Annotated in this window: 20 protein-coding genes; 8 read left to right on the top strand and 12 right to left on the bottom strand. The window is 70.4% G+C overall.

Features of this window, described 5'->3' with window-relative positions:
- Nucleotides 1-84: 84 nt before the first annotated feature.
- Genes ABD235_RS03405 through ABD235_RS03420 form a run of 4 tightly spaced genes read right to left on the bottom strand, consistent with a single transcriptional unit; the run spans nucleotide 85 to nucleotide 2,720 of the window.
- Nucleotides 85-789 carry an SIR2 family NAD-dependent protein deacylase gene (locus tag ABD235_RS03405; RefSeq protein WP_344169162.1) on the bottom strand — a complete coding sequence of 235 codons (705 nt, stop codon included), beginning with the start codon at nucleotides 787-789 and terminating at the stop codon, nucleotides 85-87.
- Entirely contained in the window at nucleotides 786-1,343 is a 558-nt protein-coding gene (locus tag ABD235_RS03410; protein ID WP_344169165.1) for a GNAT family N-acetyltransferase, read from the bottom strand. The genes ABD235_RS03405 and ABD235_RS03410 overlap by 4 nt, the downstream gene beginning before the upstream one ends.
- A 43-nt stretch (nucleotides 1,344-1,386) precedes the next feature.
- Entirely contained in the window at nucleotides 1,387-1,596 is a 210-nt protein-coding gene (locus ABD235_RS03415; protein ID WP_344169168.1) for a sulfurtransferase TusA family protein, read from the bottom strand.
- Nucleotides 1,593-2,720, bottom strand: a complete 1,128-nt coding sequence (locus ABD235_RS03420) for a cysteine desulfurase family protein (protein ID WP_344169171.1) — start codon at nucleotides 2,718-2,720, stop codon at nucleotides 1,593-1,595. The genes ABD235_RS03415 and ABD235_RS03420 overlap by 4 nt, the downstream gene beginning before the upstream one ends.
- Before the next feature lie 94 nt (nucleotides 2,721-2,814).
- Here ABD235_RS03420 and ctaC point away from each other — a divergent pair, with 94 nt between their 5' ends.
- The 4 genes from ctaC (at nucleotide 2,815) to ABD235_RS03440 (ending at nucleotide 7,287) form a co-directional block, all read left to right on the top strand.
- A complete protein-coding gene (gene ctaC / locus ABD235_RS03425) occupies nucleotides 2,815-3,714 on the top strand; it encodes an aa3-type cytochrome oxidase subunit II (RefSeq protein WP_344169174.1) in 900 nt (299 codons plus the stop codon).
- Nucleotides 3,711-5,495, top strand: coding sequence for an aa3-type cytochrome oxidase subunit I (gene ctaD / locus ABD235_RS03430; protein ID WP_425553063.1), 1,785 nt, complete (start codon nucleotides 3,711-3,713; stop codon nucleotides 5,493-5,495). The genes ctaC and ctaD overlap by 4 nt, the downstream gene beginning before the upstream one ends.
- Nucleotides 5,492-5,887, top strand: coding sequence for a cytochrome c oxidase subunit 4 (locus ABD235_RS03435; protein WP_344169177.1), 396 nt, complete (start codon nucleotides 5,492-5,494; stop codon nucleotides 5,885-5,887). Before ctaD ends, ABD235_RS03435 begins: the two co-directional genes overlap by 4 nt.
- Before the next feature lie 152 nt (nucleotides 5,888-6,039).
- Nucleotides 6,040-7,287 (top strand): L,D-transpeptidase, encoded by a 1,248-nt coding sequence (locus tag ABD235_RS03440; protein WP_344169180.1) that lies wholly within the window; start codon nucleotides 6,040-6,042, stop codon nucleotides 7,285-7,287.
- 793 nt (nucleotides 7,288-8,080) lie between these two features.
- On the opposite strand, the gene ABD235_RS03445 is transcribed toward ABD235_RS03440, so the two are convergent.
- Nucleotides 8,081-8,686 (bottom strand): TetR/AcrR family transcriptional regulator, encoded by a 606-nt coding sequence (locus ABD235_RS03445; protein WP_344169183.1) that lies wholly within the window; start codon nucleotides 8,684-8,686, stop codon nucleotides 8,081-8,083.
- A 556-nt stretch (nucleotides 8,687-9,242) separates the two neighbouring features.
- On the opposite strand from ABD235_RS03445, the gene ABD235_RS03450 reads away from it, so the two are divergent.
- Nucleotides 9,243-10,193 (top strand): NADP-dependent oxidoreductase, encoded by a 951-nt coding sequence (locus tag ABD235_RS03450; RefSeq protein ID WP_344169186.1) that lies wholly within the window; start codon nucleotides 9,243-9,245, stop codon nucleotides 10,191-10,193.
- Nucleotides 10,194-11,624: 1,431 nt separating this feature from the next.
- Here ABD235_RS03450 and qcrB read toward each other — a convergent pair.
- The 4 genes from qcrB to ctaE are packed head-to-tail and all read right to left on the bottom strand — an operon-like array spanning nucleotide 11,625 to nucleotide 15,956.
- On the bottom strand, nucleotides 11,625-13,322 hold the full coding sequence (gene qcrB / locus ABD235_RS03455) for a cytochrome bc1 complex cytochrome b subunit (RefSeq protein WP_344169190.1): 1,698 nt from the start codon (nucleotides 13,320-13,322) through the stop codon (nucleotides 11,625-11,627).
- Between the two features lie 5 nt (nucleotides 13,323-13,327).
- Nucleotides 13,328-14,383 (bottom strand): cytochrome bc1 complex Rieske iron-sulfur subunit, encoded by a 1,056-nt coding sequence (gene qcrA, locus ABD235_RS03460; protein WP_344169193.1) that lies wholly within the window; start codon nucleotides 14,381-14,383, stop codon nucleotides 13,328-13,330.
- On the bottom strand, nucleotides 14,380-15,246 hold the full coding sequence (gene qcrC / locus ABD235_RS03465) for a cytochrome bc1 complex diheme cytochrome c subunit (RefSeq protein WP_344169196.1): 867 nt from the start codon (nucleotides 15,244-15,246) through the stop codon (nucleotides 14,380-14,382). Before qcrC ends, qcrA begins: the two co-directional genes overlap by 4 nt.
- The gene (ctaE, locus tag ABD235_RS03470; RefSeq protein WP_486336030.1) at nucleotides 15,243-15,956 is read right to left on the bottom strand and encodes an aa3-type cytochrome oxidase subunit III; all 714 of its coding nucleotides are present in this window, start codon (nucleotides 15,954-15,956) and stop codon (nucleotides 15,243-15,245) included. The genes qcrC and ctaE overlap by 4 nt, the downstream gene beginning before the upstream one ends.
- 31 nt (nucleotides 15,957-15,987) lie before the next feature.
- Here ctaE and ABD235_RS03475 point away from each other — a divergent pair, with 31 nt between their 5' ends.
- Genes ABD235_RS03475 through trpD form a run of 3 tightly spaced genes read left to right on the top strand, consistent with a single transcriptional unit; the run spans nucleotide 15,988 to nucleotide 18,423 of the window.
- Complete coding sequence (locus tag ABD235_RS03475) at nucleotides 15,988-16,905, top strand: cytochrome c oxidase assembly protein (RefSeq protein WP_344169202.1); 918 nt, start codon at nucleotides 15,988-15,990, stop codon at nucleotides 16,903-16,905.
- 47 nt (nucleotides 16,906-16,952) lie between these two features.
- Complete coding sequence (locus ABD235_RS03480) at nucleotides 16,953-17,369, top strand: Rv3143 family two-component system response regulator (RefSeq protein ID WP_344169205.1); 417 nt, start codon at nucleotides 16,953-16,955, stop codon at nucleotides 17,367-17,369.
- 7 nt (nucleotides 17,370-17,376) lie between these two features.
- On the top strand, nucleotides 17,377-18,423 hold the full coding sequence (gene trpD, locus ABD235_RS03485) for an anthranilate phosphoribosyltransferase (RefSeq protein ID WP_344169208.1): 1,047 nt from the start codon (nucleotides 17,377-17,379) through the stop codon (nucleotides 18,421-18,423).
- A 47-nt stretch (nucleotides 18,424-18,470) separates the two neighbouring features.
- Here the strand turns inward: trpD and ABD235_RS03490 are convergent, their stop codons facing one another.
- The 3 genes from ABD235_RS03490 to ABD235_RS03500 form a co-directional block, all read right to left on the bottom strand.
- Complete coding sequence (locus ABD235_RS03490; RefSeq protein ID WP_344169211.1) at nucleotides 18,471-19,373, bottom strand: hypothetical protein; 903 nt, start codon at nucleotides 19,371-19,373, stop codon at nucleotides 18,471-18,473.
- 1,561 nt (nucleotides 19,374-20,934) lie between these two features.
- Nucleotides 20,935-23,283 (bottom strand): DUF2510 domain-containing protein, encoded by a 2,349-nt coding sequence (locus tag ABD235_RS03495; RefSeq protein WP_344169214.1) that lies wholly within the window; start codon nucleotides 23,281-23,283, stop codon nucleotides 20,935-20,937.
- Nucleotides 23,284-23,333: 50 nt separating this feature from the next.
- Nucleotides 23,334-23,621: an Lrp/AsnC family transcriptional regulator gene (locus ABD235_RS03500; RefSeq protein ID WP_077016896.1), complete on the bottom strand. Its 288-nt coding sequence runs from the start codon at nucleotides 23,619-23,621 to the stop codon at nucleotides 23,334-23,336.
- Nucleotides 23,622-24,185: the final 564 nt, after the last annotated feature.

Consider the following 24,185-nt stretch of genomic DNA (forward strand, 5'->3'; position numbering starts at 1 on the left):
CCAAGACAGGACAATCTGCCCGGGACGCTAGCCCGCACTCCGGACCGGCGGAAGGCCTCAAAGGTCGCGCTCAGGTCACGGCGCTCAGCCGACGAGCTCCGGCAGCAGGGTCTCGATCGGGCCGCGGAGGACCTCGTCGGCCTCTTCGTCGTACGGCGTGGGCTGGGCGTTCATGATGATCAAACGCTTGCCGGCCTTCAGCGCGACGTCGCACAGACCGGCCGCCGGGTAGACCTGCAGCGACGTGCCGACGGCCAGGAACGTGTCGCAGGCCTCGGTCGCCGCGACCGCGGCGTCGAGGACGTTCTGGTCGAGGGACTGGCCGAAGGAGACCGTGGCGGACTTGAGGATGCCGCCGCAGACCTCGCAGGCGGGGTCCTCCTCGCCGGCCTCGAGGCGGGGGAGGAGGTCGGCCATCGGGATCCGGCGGGCGCAGCTCAGGCAGTCGACGTACCAGACCGTGCCGTGCAGCTCGAGGACGTTCACCGAGCCGGCCTTCTGGTGCAGGCCGTCGATGTTCTGGGTGATCAGCGCGGTGAGGCGGCCCTGGCGTTCCAGCTCCGCGAGCGCGCGGTGGCCGGCGTTCGGCTCGGCGGTCCAGGCGGGGTTGGCGAGCCGGTGCTTCCAGGCGGCGGCCCGGACCCGCGGCGACGCGACGTACTCGTCGATGTCGAACATGGCCTGCGCGCCCGGGTCCTTCGTCCACAGCCCCTGCGGCCCGCGGAAGTCCGGGATGCCCGACGCGGTCGAGATCCCGGCACCGGTCAGTACGGCGAAGCGTTCGGTCACGCCCCCGAACTTACCGGCCACTCGTGAGCGAGCACCGACATGACGATCGAGTCGACCCACTCGCCCTCCCAGAGCAGGTCGTCGCGCAACCGGCCCTCGACCACGAACCCGGCCTTCTCGTAGGCCCGCTGCGCCCGCGGGTTGAACGCGTACACGCCCAGGCTGATCCGGTGCAGACCGAGCACCTCGATGCCGTAGCCGACGATCAGCCGGGTCGCCTCGGTGCCCAGGCCGCGCCCGCGGCCGCCCGGGCCGATCAGGATCCGGAAGTTGCAGGCCTGGTTGTCCGGGTCGTACTCGTTCAGCACCGCCTCGCCGACGGTCTCCCCGGTCGCCTTGTCGACGATCGCCAGGTCGAGCCGGTCGGTCTGGTCCTTGCGGGTCCGCAGCCACTCCAGCGCCTTCTCGTCGCTGATCGTCCCGTGGCTCCCGGTCAGCCGGGCCACCTCGGGATCGTCCATCGCGGCCTTCATCGCCGGGAAGTCCTGCTCGTCCAGCGCCCGCAGGACGACCAGTTCACCGGTCAGGATCGGCTTGATCGAGAAGTCGGTCACAGGCGACAGCTTGTTGGTCGACGCATCCGAACGCCACTGGTTTTCAGCTCAGCTTCCGTACGACGTACCGCCCGTCCTCGGCCGAGACGAGCTCCTGCCCGCGCATTCGGCACCACGCGGGAATGTCGGTCGCGGCGGCCGGGTCGTCGGCCAGTACGGCGATGCTGTCGCCGACAGCCAGCGCCGGGAAGGCCTGCGCGAGCTTGATCACCGGCAGCGGGCAGAGCATCCCGCGGCAGTCGAGGGTCGTCACATCCCCACCTCGGCACGAATCCGCTGGACGAGCCCGGGCAGCACCCGCGCGAAGCGGTCGACGTCGTCGTACGTGCTGCCGCGGCCGAGCGAGACGCGGACGTTGCCGTGGGTGAGCACGCCCATCGCGGCCAGGACGTGCGACGGGCGCAGCGTGCTCGCCGTACAGGCTGACCCGCTGGAGACGGAGAAGCCCTCGGCGTCGAGCGCGGTGACCAGGGCCTCGCCATCGACGTACAGGCAGGAGAAGGTCAGCACGTGGGGCAGCCGGTCCTCCGGGTCGCCGACCACCTCCACGTCGGTGAGGTCAGCCGCGACGCGAGTCCTGAGCTCGGCGATCCAGGCCCGGTGCTGCTTGTCCAGGGCGTCCGCCTCCAGCAGGCGGGCCTGCAGGGCAGCCGCGGCAGCCAGCGCGGCCGGGACGTTCGGGTGCCCGGGGGAGAGGCCGTCCTCGCGCTCGTCCACCGGCCAGGTCGGCGCGAACCGCGTGCCCTTCCGTACGGCGAGCAGCCCGACCCCGGCCGGACCACCCCACTTGTGAGCGCTCGCGGCGAGCACCGACCACCCGCCGGGGATCGCCTCGTGACCAACCGTCGCCGCCGCGTCCACGAACAACGGGACGCCCGCGGCGGCTGCCACCTCGCCGAGCTCGCTCACGGGCTGCCGCGTGCCGACCTCGTGATTGGCCGTCTGCAGCGCGGCCAGCGCGACGCCGGGCTGGCGGAGCTGCTCGGCGAACTCTTGCGTGTTGACCCGTCCCAGTTGGTCGACACCCACTTCGTACGCCGTACCGGCCGCTGCCGCCGCGTGCAGGACCGCTGAATGCTCGACCGCGGAGTGCACCACCGTCGTACCGACCCGTCGCCGGGCCGCCGCAACCGCGGGCAGGCCCGCGTGGATTGCGGCCGTCCCGGAGGTGGTCAGATACAGCTCGTCAGGCCGTACGCCGACGCCTTCGGCGAGCACCGCGCGGGCGTTGTCGAGCAGCAGCCGGGCGGTCCGTCCCTCGTGATGCAACCGGGCCGGATCGGCCCATCCGGAATCGAGTGCCTGCAGCAACACCTCCCGCGCGGCAGGGTGCAGTTCCTCGGCACTTGCGGCGTCCAGATATGCACGGTTGCTCACACGGGAAACGCTAAGCCCTACCTATGCGCAGAACCGCAGAGGCAGTCCAGTAGTGTTCTGTCGTCAGTCTCACCTGGGAAGGGAAAGGCGCCCCGTGGGTTCGAACGGCACGTCCGGAGTGGTCGCGCGAGCGGCGGGTCAGCAGACCCGCGCCGCGTCACGTCCGGCGAAGCGACGCCTGCTGGTCCCGGCAGCGGTAGTGGTCGGCACATTGCTGCTGACCGGCTGCTCGTCGGAGACCAACGCGCAGTGGAAACGACTTGGACTGCCGGAGGGTGCTTCGGACCGGACCGAGGCAGTCAGAAGCCTGTGGATCGGGGCGTGGATCGCTGCCCTGGTCGTCGGTGTGATGGTGTGGGGCCTGATCCTGTTCGCCGTGGTCCGGTACCGCCGGCGCAGCGAGGACGCGCCGCGGCAGACGCGGTACAACCTGCCGCTCGAGGTGCTGTACACGCTCGCGCCGTTCGCGATCATCGGTGTGCTGTTCTTCTACACCGTCGAGCACGGCAACGTGATCACGAAGAACTCCGGTGCCTCGACGCACCAGATCAACGTGGTCGGCCAGCAGTGGCAGTGGACCTTCAACTACAAGGACACCGTCGACGGGCAGCAGGGCGTCTGGGAGACCGGCACGCTCGACCAGCCGGCCGAGCTGGTGCTGCCGGTGAACGAGTCGGTCGAGTTCGAGCTGACCTCGCCCGACGTGATCCACTCCTTCTGGGTGCCGGCCTTCTACTTCAAGCTGGACGTCATCCCGGGCCGGACCGGCAAGTTCGAGCTGACCCCGACCAAGACCGGCACCTTCGCCGGCAAGTGCGCCGAGCTCTGCGGCCTCTACCACAGCCGGATGGTCTTCACCGTCCGCGTGGTCACCGCCGACGAGTACCAGGCGCACCTGCGTGAGCTGGCGGCCAAGGGCCAGACCGGCGCCGCCACCGGTGGCCAGGACGCAACCACCATTCCCGGCCACGGGGAGCAGGAGGGCGAGAAGTGACCGACTTCGCTGAGCGCAGCGGCGCCGTAGGGGCCGCGACCGCGCTGCCGAGGCGGCGCAGCAAGGGCCAGATCGCGGTCAAGTGGCTGACCACCACCGACCACAAGCTGATCGGCCACCTGTACCTGATCACCTCGTTCATCTTCTTCCTGATCGGCGGCGTGATGGCGCTGCTGATCCGCGCCGAGCTGGCCAAGCCGGGTCTGCAGATCGTGAACGAAGAGGTCTACAACCAGCTCTTCACGATGCACGGCACGATCATGCTGCTGCTGTTCGCGACGCCGCTGTTCGTCGGCTTCGCGAACGTGATCATGCCGGTCCAGATCGGCGCGCCCGACGTGGCGTTCCCGCGGCTGAACATGTTCAGCTACTGGCTGTTCCTGTTCGGCGGCACGATCACGATCTCCGGCTTCTTCACCCCGGGCGGCGCGGCCGACTTCGGCTGGTTCGCCTACGCCCCGCTGTCGAACGCGGTCCGTTCGCCGGGCGTCGGCGGCGACCTGTGGATCATGGGTCTGTACCTGGCCGGTCTGGGCACGATCCTCGGTGCGGTCAACTTCGTCACGACCATCATCACCATGCGCGCCCCGGGCATGACGATGTTCCGGATGCCGATCTTCACCTGGAACATCCTGGTGACGTCGATCCTCGTGCTGATCGCGTTCCCGATCCTGGCCGGCGCGCTGCTGATGCTGGAGGCGGATCGAGCCCTGGGGGCTCACGTCTTCGACGCCGCGAACGGTGGTCCACTCCTGTGGCAGCACCTGTTCTGGTTCTTCGGGCATCCCGAGGTCTACATCATCGCGCTGCCGTTCTTCGGCATCATCACCGAGATCCTGCCGGTCTTCAGCCGCAAGCCCGTCTTCGGCTACATCGGCCTGGTCGGCGCGACGCTGTGGATCGCCGTCCTCTCGGTGGCGGTCTGGGCGCACCACATGTACGTCACCGGCGCGGTGAACCTGCCGTTCTTCTCGTTCATGACGTTCCTGATCGCGGTGCCCACCGGGGTCAAGTTCTTCAACTGGATCGGAACGATGTGGGGCGGGTCCCTGTCCTTCGACACCCCGATGCTGTGGTCGATCGGCTTCCTCACCACCTTCCTGTTCGGTGGTCTGACGGGCGTCATCCTGGCCTCGCCGGCCCTGGACTATCAGCTGTCCGACTCCTACTTCGTGGTGGCGCACTTCCACTACGTGGTGTTCGGCACGGTGGTGTTCGCGATGTTCGCGGGCTTCTACTTCTGGTGGCCCAAGATGACCGGCCGGATGCTCGACGAGAAGCTCGGCAAGCTGCACTTCTGGCTGCTGTTCATCGGCTTCCACACGACGTTCCTGGTGCAGCACTGGCTGGGTGTCGAGGGCATGCCGCGGCGCTACGCGTCGTACGGCGCGAACGAGGGCTTCACCACGCTGAACGAGGTCTCCAGCATCGGTGCCTTCGTGCTCGGCCTGTCGATGCTGCCGTTCTTCTACAACGTCTACAAGTCGCGCAAGGCGCCGCTGGTCGGCGTCGACGACCCGTGGGGCTGGGGCCGTTCGCTGGAGTGGGCGACCAGCTCGCCCCCGCCGCGGCACAACTTCGTCAGCCTGCCGCGGATCCGCTCCGAGTCGCCGGCCTTCGACCTGCACCACCCGGACATCGCACTGGCCGAGTACGGCGACAGCGGCGCGCCCCGGGACAACCTGCTCGACGCGGGCGAGGACCAGGGCCGGGTCGAGAACCTCGAGCGCAACATCAACGCGGGCACCGGCACGACCGGGGACGGAGAGGGTAAGGCATGAAGGTCGAGGCCTGGGTCTTCGGCATCCTGACGCTGTTCGTCCTGATCGTCGCCCCGATCTACTGGGTGATGTCGGAGGACCCGACCGGGACCACCGCGCTGGTGATGACGTTCTTCCTGGCGCTGCTGGTGACGTTCTACCTGAGCATCACCGCGCGCCGGATGGACGCCCGCCCGGAGGACCGCAAGGAAGCCGAGATCGCGGACGGAGCCGGCGAGCTGGGCTTCTTCCCGCCGTACTCGTGGTGGCCGCTGTGGTGCGCCGCGACGCTGTCGGTCATCGTGCTCGGCCTGGTCTTCGGCTGGTGGCTGTTCATCATCGGCACCGGGCTGGGGATCGTGGCGCTGTCCGGTTTCATCTTCGAGTACTACCGCGGTGACCACGCGCACTGATCGGAAAGTCAACTAAAAGACGCTCCAGATCGTCATCTGTACTGCGGGCCGGAAAAGGGCCCGTCGTACCGGTGGCGATCTGGTGCGTCTGGACCATCGCGCGGGCGAGCTAGGCTGGCCGGGCGGTGCAACGAATCTCAGGGGAGCTCAGGGTGTTGGGTAGTTCGGTGCGCAAACGCGGCCTGGCCGTGGCGGGGATCTGCGCGATGCTGGTGGTCGCGGCGGCATGTAACGACACCTCCGCCGGCGATCCACCCGCCGGAGGCTCCCAGTCGAGCTCCACCCCCGGCGCCTCGACGACCCCCGGTGGCGACCAGAGCCAGACCCCGTCGACCGACCCGGCCTCCGCGAACGTGACCGTCACGCCGGCCAAGAACGCCGCGGCGGTCCGTCCGGACCAGCCGGTCAAGGTCGTCACCAGCTCCGGCACGCTGGAGGACATCACCGTCAGCGACAAGGACGGCGGCAAGGTCAGCGGTTCGTTCAACGACTCCAAGTCGGAGTGGACGTCGCTGCCGCAGCTCAAGCCGAGCACGACGTACACGGTCGCCGGGTCCGCGCAGGGCAGCGACGGCAAGACCGTGGAGATCAGCTCGACGTTCAAGACGCTGGCCGCGAGCAGCAGGCTGAAGGCCTCCGTGGCGCCGCTGGACGGCGAGACCGTCGGCGTCGCGATGCCGATCCAGATCTTCTGGAACAACCCGGTCAAGGACCGCGCCGCGGTCGAGAAGCGGCTGTCGGTGAAGACCTCGGTCCCGGTCGAGGGCACCTGGCACTGGGTGAACAGCAAGCAGGTCAACTACCGGCCCAAGGAGTACTGGCCGGCCGGAACCAAGATCACCGTGAACATCGCCACCCAGGGCGTGAACGCCGGCGGCGGCGTGTGGGGCTCGGCCAGCCGGCAGATCGACTTCGCGATCGGCAAGTCGGTCGTCACCAAGGTCGACGTCAAGAAGCACACGATGGCCGTCACGATCAACGGCAAGCTGGCCCGGACCATCCCGATCACCGCCGGCAAGGACGGCTTCACCACCCGCAGCGGCGTGAAGGTGATCATGGAGAAGTACCGGACCAAGCGAATGGACGCCCGCACCGTCGGCATCCAGCCCGGCGACCCGGAGTACTACGACATCCACGACGTCCAGTTCGCCCAGCGGGTGACCAGCTCCGGCGAGTTCATCCACGGCGCCCCCTGGTCCAGCGGCAGCCAGGGCTCCGAGAACGTCAGCCACGGCTGCGTCGGCATGAGCCTCAAGGACGGCGCCTGGTACTTCGCCCAGACCCTGCGCGGCGACCCCGTCGTCGTCACCGGCACCGCCCGAGGCATGGAACCCGGCAACGGCTGGACCGACTGGAACGACTCCTGGACGAAGTACAAGGCCGGCTCGGCGCTCGCCTGAGGCCCTGCTGCCCGATCAACCTCGGACCGCCCCGCGCAAAGCTGCGTGGGGCGGTCCGCGTTTCGGGTCCTAGCCCGGCGCGCTTTTGCGCCCTGGCTTTTGCGCCGCCACTCCCCGCGACCACAGTCGCTGTGCTCCCCATGCCCGCAGTCCCCGTGCCTGCCCCGCGCCCGCGCCGCGAGTCCCGTGCCCGTTTCCCCGCGCCGCAGTTCCCGTGCCCCGGCGCCCGCTTCCGCGCTTCCCGTGCCCCGCGCCCGCAGCCGCCGTGCTCCCCGCGCCGGCGTCCTGTGCCCACTCCGGGCGCCCGCAGCCGCAGTCCCTGTGCCGGCCCCGCGCCCGCTTCCCGCGCCTGCAGTCCTCGTGCCACCCGCGCCCGCTTCCCGCGCCCGCGTCGCGAGTCCCGTGCCCGCATCCCGCGCTCTCCGTGCCCGCAGTCCATGTGCCACCCGCGCCCGCTTCGCGCGCCCGCGCCGCGAGTCCCGCGCCCGCAGCCGCCGTGCTCCCCGCGCCGGCGTCCTGTGCCCACTCCCGGCGCCCGCAGTCCTCGTGCCACCCGCGCCCGCGCCGCGAGTCCCGTGCCCGCATCCCGCGCTCTCCGTGCCCGCAGTCCATTTACCCCCCGCGCCCGCTTCCCGCGGTCCCCGCGCCCGCGGTGCCTTTGCCACCCGCGCCCGCCCTCCGCGCCCGCAGCGCGCGCCGCGCGCCCACACCGTCCCCCCGTGCCCGGGATCTGCCTTCTTCCCGCACGTCGACGCCCTGCTCGCCCGTGCCTGTTGCGCCCCGGGCGGTCGAGTCAAGGCCTGGACAGTGGCAGGCGGACTGCGGGCGGCAGCTCGCGGCGTACGGGGACTGCCTGGAACGACTGCAGCATCAGCGCAGCGAAGCGGCGGGAGGCGGCGACCCTGAGCTCCGGGGTGGCGGCGCGGATGCCTTCGTTGGCCATCAGGGCAAGGGAGAGATCCTCCAGCACGAAGTCCTCGCGGAGGGCACCAGCTTCCTTGGCGCGGCGGATCAGCTCCAGGAGCGACCTGAGCGTGCGATCACGCTCAGCGGCGAGCCCCGCGGCCGGCGGCAGGCTCGACGTGAAGGCCCGCGCAAACCCCCGATCCAGCGCGTGCTGCTCCATCAACCGCTCGATCATCCGACTGAACCCCACCCACGGATCAGCCGCCTCCAGCGCCTCCCGCGCGATCGCCGAGCAGAAGTCCATCTGCTCCGCGAACGCCGCGACATGCAACGCTTCCTTGGTCGGGAAGTGCCGATAAAGCGTCGCTACCCCCACCTCGGCCCGCCGAGCGATCTCCCGCATCGGCACCTCGAGCCCCTCAGCAGCAAACGCCAACCGCGCCACCGCGAGGATCCGCTCCCGATTGTCCCGAGCATCCGACCGCAACCCCACCGGAGCCTGCTCCGACCTAGACTCGGCCCCTGCCTCCGATCCGGGCCCGGCCACCGGCTCCGCCCCGAGCGCGGCTCCCGTCTCCGACCCCAGCCCGGTGCCCGTCTCCGCCCCGAGCCCGGCTCCCGCCTCGGACCCGAGCCTGGCCGCCAGCTCCGACCCGAGCCCCGCGCCCGCCTTGAACCCGAGCCTGGCCGCTGGCTTAGACCCGAGCCCGGTGCCCGCGTCCGACCCGTTCCCGGTCCGCGTTCCCAACCCGCGCCCGGTTCCTGCCTCCGCCCCGAGCCTGGCCGGCGTCTCCGACCCGAGCCCGGTGCCCGTCTCCGACGCAAGCGCGGTTCCTGCCTCCGCCCCGAGCCCCGGTCCCGTCCTCGGCCCGAGCCCGGTCCCCGCCTCCGCCCCGAGCCCGGCCAGCGTCTCCGAGCCTCGCCCCGCCTCCGGCTCCGACCCGAGCGCGGGCTCCGGGTCTGCCGACGATCTCGGCTCTGTTCCCACTTCGGTGCTCATCGCTCTCACTTTAGCTAACCGGACGGGGTGTTCCGTTACGTTCGCGGGCATGAGAGTTCTCGAGTTCAGTGAGTACGGCCCGCCGAGTGTGCTGCACGTGGGAGAAGTGGAGGCGCCGCACCCGGCGCCAGGGCAGATCCGGATCGCCGCGCGAGCGTCAGGGGTGTCGGCGGGGGAGGTATCGATCCGGGCAGGCAAGTTCCGCGAGTTCGTGCCGGTCGACTTTCCGTACCGAACCGGCTTCGACGCCGCCGGGGTGGTCGACGAGGTCGGCGAGGGCGTGGACGGCGTCAGCGTGGGGGACGAGGTCTTCGGATTCACCACCATGACGGACCGCGCGGCGAACGCCGACTTCGTCGTACTGGCTGCATGGGCGCCGAAACCGGCCATCTGGAGCTGGGAAGAGGCCGGAGGGGCCGCTGGGAACGTGGAGACCTCCACGCGCGTCCTGGACCGCCTGAGGGTCGATTCAGGCGACACGGTGCTGATCCAGGGTGCCGCCGGGGGAGTGGGGACCGTCGCCATCCAGCTCGCGGTCGCCCGCGGCGCACGAGTCATCGGTACGGCGAGCGAGCGCAACCACGCCTTCCTCAAGTCCCTGGGAGCCGAGCCCACGACGTACGGGCCCGGCCTGGAGGAACGCGTCAGCGAGCTCGCACCGGGCGGAGTCGACGCGGTGTTCGACTGCGCGGGCGGAGCGCTGAAGCAGCTGGTCGCCATCGCCGGAGACCCGTCCCGGGTGGTGACGATCGCCGACTTCGAGGCGAAGCGGTACGGCGTCCACATGTCCCACAGCGCACCGGCCGACGAAACCGGTGCTGCCGTCGGCGCCGGCGCGGACACTCTGGCCGTCCACGGCCTCGCCGCAGCCGTCGAGCTGGCCAACCAAGACCGGCTACGCATCCCCGTCGCGGCAGCCTTCCCCCTGGAAGCAGCCGCCGCAGCCCACGAACTCAGCGAGTCCCACCACGCCCGCGGCAAGATCGTCCTACTCCACTGACCAATGTGCCGGCCAGCTCGTTCGCCGGTACGCCGGTACGCCGGTACGCCGGTACGCCACGTGGCACCGCACCGACGTCCCGTCGTACCGGCAACCGGCGAGCTGGTGCCCGTCACCGGGCGAGGGGGGTCGTCGCCCGTCCCGCCGTACCGGCACCCCGCCGTCCCGCGGTACCGGCAAACGGGGGCGATGGTGTCCTGGCGCTGGCCAGGGTGAGGCGGAGGCGAGGGCGCCGTCGCACCGCACCGGCGTCCCGCCGTACCGGCACCCGGCGTGCCGCTGTACCGCCGCGCCGACCGGCAAGCGCCGTACGGACGTACCAGCAACGGGCGTCCCGGCAAGCGGCCCACTGCTGTCCAGGCACCGGCCGGGGCGAGGTCGCCGCCGGACCGGCAACAGGCGTCCCGCCATACCGGCAACCGGCAAGCTCGTGCCCGGCACCGGATGAGGTCGCTGCCCTCCCTGGAACCCACCATCCCGACACGTACCGGCAGCGGGCGCGTACGGCGGCAAGCCGTCCCTGGCCGCCCTCCCCGCTACGTCGATGGTGTTCTGGCACTGGGCGGGGTCAGGGCGGAGACGGGTCGCCGTCGCGCCGGACCGGCAACCGGCAAGCTGATGCCCGGCACCGGGCAAGTCGCCGCCGTACCACCAACCGGCGTCCCGGCAAGCGGCGCGCTGGTGTCTAGGCACCGGCCGGGCCAGGGCACAGACCAGGTGGCCGCAGTGCCGCATCGGCGTCTCGCCGTACTGGCAACCGGGCGCCCTGTTGTGCCGGCACCGGCTGGGGCCAGGGTGGAGGCGAGGTCGACCGCGCCGGTAGCCGGCCTCCGCCGTCGGTAACCGGAGTCCGCCGTACCGGCAACCGGCGTACCGGCACCAGCGCGCTGATGTGCCGGCAGCGGCCAGGCCCATGGCGGAGGCGAGGTCGACGCCGTACCCGCCGGACTGCCGCGCCGTACCAGCAACCGGTGTACCGGTCGACCCGCGCGCTGGTGTCCAGGCACCGGCCGGGCCAGGCGCACGCGAGGTCGCCGAGGTGCCGCCGTCCCGCCGCGTCGGTGTCCCGCCGGTACTGGCAATCCGCGCCCTGTCATGCCGGCATCGGCCAGGACTAGGGTGGAGGCGAGGTACCCGCCGCACCGGCGACTGGTGTCCCGCCGCACCTGCAACCGGTGTACCGGCAGCTGCCGCGCTGATGTGTCCACACCGGCCAGAGCCCTAGCGGAGGCCGCCGTACCGCCGCGCCGTCGGCGTACCAGCAACCGGTGTACCGGCGTCCCGCTGCAGCGGTGCCTGCGACCGCCGTACCGGCAACCGGCGCGTGGCGTCCCGGCACCGGTCAGGCCCACGGCGCGGCAAGGTCCCCGCCCTACCGGGCAAGCGAAAGGCCCCGGCTCAGCGAGCCGGGGCCTTTCACATGCCGCAGAATCAGTGCTTCGAGATCTGCTCTCGGGCGGTCTCGTCGTCGGTCTCGACCGTGCCGGTGACGCCGGGGACCTCGGCGCTGTGGCCGAGTTCCTCGTGGTCGTCGTGACCGTGGCCGTGGGCGTGGGCCTCTTCGATCTCCGCGGCCGTCGGCTTCTGCACCGCGTCGGCGAAGTAGAAGCGGGACAGTGCCGCGCGGATCTTGGTCAGGCCGCGGCGCGGGGCCGCGACGCCGTTCTCGTCCGTCTCGGGGCCGACCTCGAGGGGCAGCGTCCGGTCGCGGGCGGTGAGGGCGTACGCCTCGTAGTTCGAGATCGGGGCGTGCCGTTCGGTGTACTCACCGTCGGGCGACCGCATGATGACGCCGGTCTCCAGGCCGTGCAGCAGCCGGTCGTTGTCGGCGCGCTGCAGCGAGATCGCGATCCGCCGGGTCGCCCAGAAGGCGAACACCGGGCCGAGGAACACCGCGAACCGCAGGAACCAGGTGACCGAGTTGAGCGAGACGCCGAAGTGGGTCGCGATCAGGTCGTTGCCGCCACCGATCCACAGCAGGCCGTAGAAGGTGATGAACGCGGCGCCGATCCCGGTCCGGGTCGGCATGTTGCGCGGCCGGTCGAGCAGGTGGTGCTCCCGCTTGTCGCCGGTGATCCACTGCTCGATGAACGGGTAGAGGGCCACCAGGGTGACGAACGCGGGCGGGATGATCAGCGCCGGGATCAGCAGGTTCCAGCTCAGCGTCACGCCCCAGAAGTGGGACTCGAAGCCGGGCATCAGCCGGACCGAGCCTTCGAGCCAGCCCATGTACCAGTCGGGCTGGGAGCCCGCGGTCACCTCGGCCGGGTTGTACGGCCCGTACAGCCAGACCGGGTTGATCTGCAGCAGCGCGCCCATCAGGGCGGTGATGCCGAAGACGACGAAGAAGAAGCCGCCGGCCTTGGCCATGTAGACCGGCATCAGCGGGTAGCCGACGACGTTCTTCTCGGTCCGGCCGGGGCCGGGGTACTGGGTGTGCTTGTGGTACACGACGAGGATCAGGTGCGCCGTGACCAGGGCCAGGATCAGGCCCGGGATCAGCAGCACGTGCACGGTGAAGAACCGCGACACCATGTCGTCACCGGGGAACTCGCCACCGAAGATGAAGAAGCTCAGCCAGGTCCCGATCACCGGGGAGGCCTGGATCATGCCCTGGGTGATGCGCAGACCGGTCCCGGACAGCAGGTCGTCGGGGAGGCCGTAGCCGAGGAAGCCCTCGATGATGCCGAGGAACAGCATCCCGAAGCCGATCACCCAGTTCAGCTCACGCGGCTTGCGGAACGCGCCGGTGAAGAAGATGCGCAGCAGGTGCACCATCATCGAGGCGACGAAGAGGATCGCGGCCCAGTGGTGGATCTGGCGCATCAGCAGGCCGCCGCGGACGTCGAACGAGATGTCCAGCGTCGAGGCGTAGGCCTCGGACATGTGCAGGCCCTTGAGCAGGCTGTAGGAGCCCTGGTACTCGATCTCGGCCATCGACGGCTTGAACCAGAAGGTCAGGAAGACGCCGGTCAGCAGCAGGATGATGAAGCTGTAGAGGGCGATCTCACCGAGCATGAACGACCAGTGGTCGGGGAAGACCTTGCGCAGGTTCTTCTTGCCGAGCTTGGAGATGCCGATGCGGTCGTCGACCCAGGCGACCGGCGGGGGAAGTTCTTTCGTGGCCACTGTTGTCACCCTCGTTCCCAGAAGCTCGGGCCGACCGGTTCGGTGAAGCCGCTCTGCGCGACCAGGTAGCCCTCGGCGTCCACGGCCAAGGGTAGCTGGGGTAGCGGGCGGGCGGCAGGGCCGAAGATGACCTTCGCGCCGTCGGCCAGGTCGAACGTCGACTGGTGGCACGGGCAGAGCACGTGGTGCGTGGTCTGCTCGTACAGGGAGATCGGGCACCCGACGTGGGTGCAGATCTTGGAGTAGCACAGGATGCCGTCGATGCCCCAGTTCTCGCGGCCGGCCGGGGTACGGATCTCGTTCGGAGCGATCCGTACGACGATCACCGCCGCCTTGGCCTTGGCGTTCTGGTACTCGACCGGGCTCTCCTCCTGCAGCGGAGCCAGGTTGGCGGGCGCGCCGTTGACCAGCTGACCGACGACCAGGTCGGACGGCTTGATCGGGCGGAGCGTCACGTCGTTGACGACCCGGATGCCCTGGGCCCAGATGGTGTTGTACAGCTTGCGGCCCGGCGCCGGGCCGAGGTCGCGCAGCAGCACGATGGCCGGCAGACCAAGCAGCGCCATCGCGCCGATCAGCGACCGGCGGATCAGCTTGCGGCGGCCGAAGCCGGACTCGGCGGCGCCGGTCTGGAAGCCCTCGATGATGTCCGCGCGCTGCTCCGGCGTACCGCCGGCGGCGTGCCGGTACTCGACGATCTCGGTGTCGACCATCAGCTTCTTGGCCCACTGGATCGCGCCGGCGCCGATCAGGAACAGCGCCAGGCCCAGGCACAGGCCGATCGTCATGTTGTTCGCGTTGCCCGACAGCGGGCCGAACTGCAGCACCGCGTCGCGCGGGATCGCGAAGTACGCCACGCACGCGCCGAGCGCGAGCAGACCGGCGAGGGTGAACATCGTCGCGACCTGCCGCTCGACGCGGTCGGCGGCCTTCGGGTCGATGTCGGTGATGCGGTGCTCGTGCGGCTCGATGCCCGGGTCGGCGATCGGCTCGGCCAGCTCCACGGCGCCGTGGCCGTGGTCGTCCCCGCTCACGGCGGGAAGGTTGTCCTTGTCGCTCATTCGGCCTTCGCTCCCTTGGCCTTGACGCCCTTGGCGCCGATCCAGACCGCTACGCAGACCAGCAGGCCGATCCCGACCAGCCAGCCCCACAGACCCTCGGAGACGGGGCCGAGACGGCCGAGTCCGAACCCACCCGGGTCCTTCTGCTCCTGCAACGCGTTCAGGTACGCGATGATGTCGCGCTTGTCCTCGGACTGCAGCACCTGGTCGGAGAAGACCGGCATCTGCTGCGGGCCGGTCAGCATCGCCTCGTAGATGTGCTTGGGGTCCACGCCCATCAGCGACGGGGCGTAGCGGCCGTTCGGCAGCGCGCCACCCTTGCCGGCGAAGTTGTGGCAGGCGGTGCAATTGGTCCGGAACAGCTCGCCACCGCGCGTCACCTGCTCGTCGGTCGCCTTGCTGATGTCGTAGGACTCCGACGCCGGCACCGCCGGGCCGGGCGCCAGCGACGCGACGTACGCGGCCAGGGCCTCGATCTCCTCCGGCGTGTACGCCGGGGTCTTGCGCGGGATCTGGGCGCCGGGCTGCATGGCCGGCATGCGGCCGGTGCCGACCTGGAAGTCGACGGCGGCCGCGCCGACGCCGATCAGCGACGGGCCGGCGAACTTGCCCTCGCCGTTGCCGCCGCCCTCGGCGTTGAGGCCGTGGCAGCTGGCACAGCCGACCGCGAAGAGCTTCTTGCCCTCTTCGATCTGCTGCGACTGGGCCGAGTTGTCGGCGACCGCGTTGTCAGGGGCGAAGGCGGCGTACGCCGAACCCACTGCCAGGAGGCCGAACAGGAGCACGACGAGGCCGGCTGACCGGTGCCGTCGTCGCGCAGACAGAAAGCGCGCCGGTGACAAGGAAAGTCTCTTCTCACTCATTTGAGCAGGTAGATGGTCGCGAACAGGGCGATCCAGACCACGTCGACGAAGTGCCAGTAGTACGACACGACGATCGCCGAGACGGCCTGTTCGTGGGTGAACTTACGAGCCATGTACGTCCGTGCGAGCACGTACACGAAAGCGATGAGACCGCCGGTCACGTGCAGACCGTGGAACCCGGTGGTCAGGTAGAAGACCGATCCGTACGGCGACGAGGCGATCGTCACACCCTCGTGGATCAGCGTGGCGTACTCGGTCACCTGGCCGGCGATGAAGACCGCACCCATCACGTACGTGAGGATGAACCACTCACGCATGCCCCAGGATCGGACGTTCAGCACCGAACCGGTCCGGCCGACCCGGCCGTGCTCGGCGGCGAAGACGCCGAACTGGCAGGTGAACGACGACAGCACCAGGATCGTGGTGTTCACCGCGGCGAACGGGATGTTCAGAAGCGCTGTGGAGGCGTCCCACAGGGTTTCCGTTCCCGGTGCCGCGGCGGCCGTCGTCACCGACCGGATCGTGAAGTACGCCGCGAAGAGGGCGGCGAAGAACATCAGTTCGCTCGAGAGCCAGACGATCGTGCCGACACTGACCATGCTGGGACGGTCGTGGTGTCCGTGTTCACGGGACGCTGGGAGTGCGGTTGCAGTGGCCACGCGGTCATTATGTCGGTCCGGGTTCCTGACAGCACGCCCACCCCCATGCATGTCGGCGCTTTCTGGTTCTTACTGTGGGAGAGTGCTTCCCCTCCACGCCGGACCCGGCGATCAGATCGAGCCGATCACGCCCCTGCGGCTGCTGACCGCCTGGACCTTCGAACCGGTGCTGCTGGCCGTGATCGTGGCCATCGGCGCCCTCTACCTGTACGGCGTTCACCGCCTGCGCGCCCGGGGGGACAAGTGGTCGCGCGGCCGCACGTTCTCGTTCGTCGGCGTCGGCCTGGGCAGCGCGGTGATCGCGACCCAGTCGGTGCTCGGTGCCTACGACACCGTCCTGCTCAGCGTGCACATGGCCCAGCACATGGTGCTGTCGATGCTCACCCCGCTGGCGATGGCGCTCGGCGCGCCGGTGACCCTTGCTCTGCGCACCCTTCCGCAGCGGCCGCGCGGCTGGCTGCTCGCCGTACTGCACTCGCGGTTCGCCAAAGTGATCTGCTTCCCGCTGATCGGCTTCACGCTGTTCGTCCTGAGCCCGTGGGCCCTCTACTTCAGCGGCTGGTACGACGCGACGCTGCGCTCGCCGGTGCTGCACGACCTGCTGCACGTCCACTTCATCGCGGTCGGCTCGCTGTTCTTCTGGCCGCTGCTCGGTCTGGACCCGGTGCCCGGCCGGGTGATCTACCCGTTCCGGCTGATGCTGACGTTCCTGACGCTGCCGTTCCACGCGTTCCTCGGGATCACGATCATGTCGGCGAACAAGCTGATCGCGGAGGACTGGTACACGGCCTTCGGCCGGTCCTGGCCGCCGTCACCGCTGCGTGACCAGTACATCGCGGGCGGTCTGCTCTGGGGCTCCGGCGACATCATCGGGATCGTCTTCTTCGCCGTACTTTTCGTGCAGTGGGTGCGCCAGTCGCAGCGTGAAGCCAGGCGTGAGGACCGGCGGCTGGACCGCTTGGAGGAACAGGCGCGCAGAGCCGCGCCACCACCCCGGTAGCATTCGCGGTGTTATCTGCCTGTCCACACACAGCTTGGGATGAAGCGATGAGTTCAGAGCGTCCGCTGAAGGTGCTGGTCTACAGCGACGACCGTACGACGCGGGAGTCGGTCCGGCTGGCCCTGGGCAAGCGGCCCGCCGCCGATCTGCCCGAGCTCGAGTACTTCGAGTGCGCGACCGAGCCGGCCGTGATCAAGACCATGGACAAGGGCGGCATCGACCTGGCCATCCTCGACGGCGAGGCCGTCCCGGCCGGCGGCATGGGCATCGCCCGGCAGCTCAAGGACGAGATCTTCCGCTGCCCGCCGGTGCTGGTGATCACCGGCCGTCCGCAGGACGCCTGGCTGGCCACCTGGTCGCGCGCCGAGGCCGCCGTCTCGCACCCGATCGACCCGATCCGGCTCGCCGAGGTGACCGCCGAGCTGCTGCGGCAGCGGGTCGAGTCGCTGCCCGCGACGACCTGATCCGGCGATGACCGCCGCTTTCACCTGGCCGCAGGTGCTCAACCCGCTGCTGCGGCACGAGGACCTGGACGCCGCCGCGACCGGCTGGGCGATGGAGCAGATCCTGTCCGGCGCGGCCTCACCGGCCCAGCTGGCCGGATTCGTGATCGCACTGCGGTCCAAGGGCGAGACGGTCGTCGAGGTCGAGGGCCTCGTCACCACGATGCGCGACTTCGCCACCCGGCTGGAGGTGTCCGGCCGCACGCTGGACGTAGTCGGCACCGGAGGTGACCAAGCGCACACGGTGAACATCTCCACCATGTCGGCGATCGTCGCGGCCGGTGCCGGGGCGAAGATCCTCAAGCACGGCAACCGCGCGGCCTCGTCGGCGTGCGGAGCGGCCGACGTACTGGAGGAGCTCGGGATCCCGCTCGACCTGACCGCGGCCCAGGTGGCGGCGGTGGGGGAGCGGGCCGGGATCACGTTCTGCTTCGCGCCCGCGTTCCACCCGGCGCTGCGGCACGCGGCCGTCCCGCGGCGCGAGCTCGGCGTACCGACCACGTTCAACTTCCTCGGCCCGCTCGCGAATCCGGGCAACCCGTCGGCCCAGGCCGTCGGCGTCGGGGACGGGCGGATCGCGGGCCTGATGGCCGGCGTCCTGGCCCGGCGGGGGATCGACGCGCTCGTCTTCCACGGCGACGACGGGCTCGACGAGCTGACCACGATGACGACCTCGCAGGTCTGGTCGGTCGGCGGCGGGTCGGTCGAGGGGCCGGTGACGCTGGACCCGCGCGAACTGGGGATCGAGCCGGTCCCGACCGGAGCGTTGCGGGGCGGCGACGCGCCGTACAACGCGAAGGTCGTCCGCGCGCTGCTGGACGGGGAGACCGGGCCGGTGCGCGACGTCGTACTGCTCAACGCGGGTGCGGCACTGGCGGCGTACGACGCGCAGCCGGGGACCGTGCAGACGCGGATCCGGGCCGGGATGGACCGCGCGGCCGAGGCGATCGACTCCGGCGCGGCCAAGGACGTGCTGGAGCGGTGGATCACGATCTGCCTGGAAGTCCGCGGCTAGGACCACTTGTGAAGGCGCCCGCTTCTCGGTGAGGAGCGGGCGCCTTTCTACTTGCTGAACTGGATCTTGGACACGTTCGTCCGCCAGACCGGCAGCCACTGCGGGGTGGAGCCGGCGATGTCGGCGACCGAGACGACCGCCGTACCGTCGCCGCGGTCGATCACCGCGACCATCACGGTCGAGTACGTCTCGGGCAGCTTCGGCTTGCGGACGTCGACCTTGATGGTCAGCTCGTGGCCGGCGTGCCCGTCGACGGTCAGCGGGCGGTGGGTGGCCTTGCCGATCAGCTTCACGTTCGGGTCGTAGAGGCGGATCAGTGCGGTGGTGGCCGCCTTGATCGTCGCGTCCTTCAGACCGGCCGGGGTGTTGGTGAAGGCGATGCTCTTGCTCAGGCTGCCGAAGGAGACGTAGTTCACCCAGTCCTCCTTGCCGTCGTACTCCTTGTGCACGCTCAGGTAGCTGCCCCGCCCGCCGGCCGAGCCGGTCCGGTCCTCCTGCGAGCTCCACGCCGACGACATCATCGGCATGGTGTCCATCGTCGCGTTGTAGAACATCCCGCCGATGACCCGGCCTTCCGGCGTCGGCGTCGGCGAGGGGCTCAAGGACGGGGTGATCGTCTTCACATCGCCCGCGTTCCCCGCCGGCACGTCGACCGGCGACACCGCCTGCGCGTTGGACCACAGCCAGGACACGCTGAACACCGTCGTCAACACAGCCACCAGCACCAGCGACAACGCCCCGATCAAGCGGGCGCGCTGAACGTTCCCACCTGACGGCCGGTCCACCACGCCGTACGAGTCGTCGTCCCCACCGTCGTCCGGCGGCCCGCCGATGTCCTGCTCCTGCCATCCGCCTCGGTGCGCCGCCCGCCGGGCTTGCGACCCGTGTTGTGCGTGCTGACGAGCCCCCGCGGGTGTCTCGGAGGTGGTGGGCGTCTCGCTGGACCCCAAGGGCGACTGCTCCAGAGACCCCAAACGCTGCGGTGCCTGGCCTTGAGTCCGAGGAGCGTACGCCGGTTGAGGCGGAGGCCCTTGCATCGGCGGACCTTGGTGGGACCCGGGCCCTTGCGCTCCACTCTGTGCAGGCCCCTGGTTCCCAGCCCACTGCCCCTGCTGCGGACGCTGCCCATAAGGCGCGGCAAACCCAGGCCCCTGCGGCCCTCCCGGCCCGACAGGCCCACGAGGCCCGTGCGAATCTCCCGCCTGCGCGAACCACTGCTCACTCGGCCCCTGCGGACCGCCCGGCTGCTGAGGCCCCTGACCGCTCGGGCCTTGCGGACCGCCTGGCTGCTGAGGCGCTTGGCCGGTCGGCCCTTGCGGACCTCCGGACAGGGTTGGCCCCGACCAGTTCGACGTCTGCGGACCGCCATGCCGTGCGGCCGTCGGCCCAACCGGACCCTGCTGGCCCGGCCCGCGCTGCGCCGACGCCTGTGACCCACCCTGCCGTGCCGGCGGCCCGTATGCCGCCTGCGGAGGCACCGGCCCACCTGGCTGCTGTGACTGCCGCGACGGATCGACCGGCCGCTGCCCAGCAGGCGTGTTCGGCTGACCCAGCGCCCCGCCTGCCTGCTGGTCCGCATTCGAGTGCTGCGCCCGACCATCCGCATGCTGCGGTCCACCGCTGGACGGTTGCTGCGGTCGGACACCAGCCTGTTGCGGCGAACCGGCAGCCGGTGACTGCGACTGAATACCAGCCTGTTGCGGTCCGCCGGCAGTCGGCGCCTGCGGCTGACCGGTCGCCTGCCTAGGGCCGCTCGGGGGCTGTGCCGGCTGGCCGCCAACTGGCGAAGGCTGCTGAGCCGAGGGCAGACTCGGCGGCTGTTGCGCCGGACGTCCAGGGGCCTGCTGCCCTCCGCCTACCGGGCCGTCGGAAGCGCTCGGACGCCGGGGAGGCGGCGGCGGAGGAGCCGGCGCCGGCGACTGCCCGAACAACGGATCCGACCCGCCCAAGGAATCCGAACCCCCGCCGGTCAACGAGCTCGACGGACCACCGAGCGAAGCTGCCAAGGGATCGCCGGGCGAACCTGCCGAGGGACTGCCAAGTGAAGCTGCCGAGGGGCCGGGCGAACCTGCCTGGGCGCCGCCGGGCGAACCTGCTGAGGGACGGCCGGGCGTAGCCGCCGTTTGGTTGCCTAGGGCATCTGCTCTGGCACCGTCCTGCCGGCCCGTCGGATGGGTGCCCAGCGGGTCCGCCGGCCCACTTGCGCGACGATCACCCGACGACCCTTCGCTTGGGAAGGTCTGCTGAGCAGGACGGTCGCCAGGGAAGCCGTCGGTCGGCGTGCGGGCGGTGTCGCCCGAGATCCCGGCGGCTGGGGAGCCGTTGCCTGGCGTACGGGCGGTCTGGCTGGAGGGGCGTTCGACAGACAAGCCGTTGCCTGGCAGGCGCTCAGCGGGGGAGCGGTCGGCCTGGGCGCGGGCGTCCTCGTCCAAGGCGTCCGGCCCGAGGTCCGGACGACGGGGTGGGCTCGGCGGCGGGGGCGGCGCGCTGTGGCGGGGCGAGGTTTCGTTCTCAGCCAACGTTGATTCCCTTGTAGAGCTGGGCTTCGGCCGTCCTCAGATCCGGCCGAGTGGTCGGGATGTCGCTGATGTAGGCGACGGCGGTGCCGTCGCCCAGATCGAACACCGCGACCGTCAGGGTCAGCGCCCGGGCGGCGATCTTCGGGTTCGTCGTCGTGACGGACTGCTGGTAGTACCAGCCGTTCTTGCCGGTGCGCTTCACCGCGCCGTTGCGCAGGTCGCCGAACTTCACCGGGATGTCGCCGTACAGCGTGCTGCGCAGCTGCCGGGACAGATCCCCGGCCGTCGCCCGCACATCACCGTTGAACAGCACCGACGTACCGAGCGAACCGACGAACGCGTCGGCGTACCAGCTGTTCTTGCCGTCGAACTTCTCCTGCAGCAGCACGTACTGCCCGCTGGAGTTGACCAGCTGCGGGACGAGCCGCTTGCGGTCCGACCACGGCGGGCGCTGCCGCGGGAACGAGATCGCCTCGGAGGCGATCCGTCCGCCCTCGTGCAGCTTCGGGTTTTTGGACTGACCGGGGCGCACCGTGCTCTGGCTGCCCGGCGGGGTCGTCGGCGCACTCGTCGGCGCGGACGGCGTACTGCTCGGGGTGGTCGTCGGCACGCTGCTGGTCGGCTCAGGCTCAGCCGTCTTGTCCTCGCGGTTGGCGACGAAGAACACTCCGGCGACGATGATCAGCACCAGCCCGACGGCACCGGCGACGATCAGCAGGGTCTTGGGTGGCCCGCCGGGCTTGTCTCCACCGGACGACTTCTGCCGCGTACCGCCGCCGGTCGGCCCGGCCGGCCCCGCCTGCCACTGCGACTGACCGCCCTGCTGAGGCCCCCACCCAGTCGTCGCGCCCTGCTCGACCCCTACCTGCTGGGTCTGCGTCGCGCCGTGCCACGGGTCGTTCTGCTGCCCCTCGGTCTGCCACCCGGCAGCGCCCTGCTGGCCGTCGGTCTGCCATTCGTTCTGTACGCCGCTCGTCTGCCAGCCGGCCGCACCCTGTGCGTCGCTGCTCTGCCAGCCGGCCGCGCTCTGCGGGTCGCCGCTGCCCTGCCATCCAGACGTGCTCTGCTGCGGATCGCTGCTGCCCTGCCAACCGGGCGAGCTCTGCTGCGGGTCGGTCTGCCAACCGGGAGCGCTCTGCTGCCCGCCGCTCTGCTGGGTGTCGGTCTGCTGCTCGCCGGTCTGCCACTGGGTGGTCTGCTGGTCAGCCGACTGCTCACCACCCTGGCCCCACTGCGTCGGCTGCTGCTCGTCACCGGTACGCCAGTGGTCCGGGAAGTCGTCGTTTGCCGGCGTCTCGTCAGGCACCTGCCACAGCTGAGGCTTCTCGTTCGCAGCCGCACCGCTCGGGCCTGCCGCAGAGCCAACTTCACCGGCGACCTCAGCGCTGGCGTCCTTGGCCCCCGCGTCCGTCGTAGTCGCGGGGTCCGTTGCCAACGACAACGTCCACTGGCTCTGCTCCGGCGCGACGTCACCGGCGACAGTCGCCGGGTCCGGTCCGCTGGTCTGATCACTGGCCGCAGGCGGCGCCTGCTGAGTCCAGTGCCCGGCGTTGGTCTGCCCAGCCGGCCTCTGCGTCCAGGTCGCCCGGGCCTTCTCAGCAGCACTCAACGCCGCAGCATCAGCAGCACTACTGGAACCAGCCCGTACGCCGCCCTGCCCACCGCCCGCAGCCGCAGCCCCAACCTCACCCCAGCCGCCGGCCCCAATGCCGCCGGCAGCCGAGCCACCAGTCCCAGTGCCGTCGGCGCCCATGCCACCAGCAGCCGAGCCACCAGTCCCCGCGCCGCCGGCGCTTACCCCACCAGCACTCGAGCCACCAGCAGCGCCCGTGTCCAAGTCACCTGAGCCAACGGCTCCAGCGCCAACCGCGCCCCAGCCGCCAGCTCCCGAGCTGCCCGCCGTGTTCTCACCCCAAGCTCCGGCCGCAGAACCCGCCGGGCTCCACCCACCGACCGCACCAGCCGCCGAAGCACCAGCACCCGTCGTACCGGCGCCCGCCGCGGTCCCACCGGCCCCCGCCGTACCGCCGGCATCTGCCGAACCGCCGCCCGTGCCTGATCCAGTCCAACCGGTACTCGGCGTACCGGCACCGGCCGTACCGCCACGCTCGCTCTCAGCCTTCGCCTCAGCGGCAGCTGTACCGCATCGCTCCGGAGTGATCTCCGGGCTGATCTCCTGGGTGGTGTCCTCAGGCTCCGGGGTGGTGTCCTCCGGCTCCGGGGTGGCCTCGTCCGGCGTCTCGCGCTCGGTCTTGTTGGTCCACTGCGTCCCGTTCCACCAGCGGATGGTGTCCGGCTGGCCGGTGGGGTCCGGATACCAGCCGGCGGGAGGGTTGCTCATGGGTTCACCGTAACTTCAGCGGGGTGTCAGACGGGCCACGCGATCCAGCCTCAGAGACCGTCCTCCTGGCCCAGGCTGAACGCCGCCTCGAGGTCGTGCGTCGAGTACGTCCGGAACGCGATGTGCGTCTCCGTGCTCTGCACGCCCGGCACCCGGTTCACGTGGTCCGGGATCACACTCGCCAGGTCGTCGTGGTGAGCCACCCGCACCATCGCGATCAGATCCAGCCCACCGGTCACCGAGTACACCTCGCTGACGCCTTCGATGGCCGCCACCTGCTCAGCCACCTCAGGAATCCGAGCCACATCCGCCTTGATGAACACGATCGCCGTGACCATGACGTCCTCTCCGTAGTTCCCCGCAACCCCTACCGCGCTGAAGCATAGTTCCGCCGAACCCCCTGCCGCTGCCTGGACAGGTCCACCTGTGGACAACCCCTCCCTCGTCTGCCTGCCGTACGCCGGGCGGCCGCGTTTGGGTCTTCGTACCGGCGGCCGTCCAGCCGCGGTCGTCGCAGTCAAGCCGCACTCATCACCCCAACTTCTCTTCCAGCCGGTGTCGTCGCAGCCTCCGCACACCTCGTCGGCCGTACCTGCAGCCACCTCAGGTCGGCGGCGATGCGGCCGGCAGGGTGGTCTTCGGCTGAGGCCGCTGCGGCCGGAAAAGAGCGAAGAGGTGCTCGGTGAGGGACCTGCTGGCCGAGAGGGGCCGACCGACAGTCGGCTGGCTGGCAGGCAGGCAGAGGCTGGCTGGCAGGCTGGCAGGCAGGTGGTGGTGCCGGGCCAGCCGCTCGTGCGAGTGGGCGGTGCGGTCCAGGCGGTGGCGTCGGCCTCAGGCGGTGCGGTCGAGGGGGTGGCGTCGGCCTCAGGCAGTGCGGTTCAGGCGTCGGCGTCAGCCTCAGG

This window comes from Kribbella lupini (assembly GCF_039529595.1).
Lineage (GTDB): Bacteria > Actinomycetota > Actinomycetes > Propionibacteriales > Kribbellaceae > Kribbella > Kribbella lupini.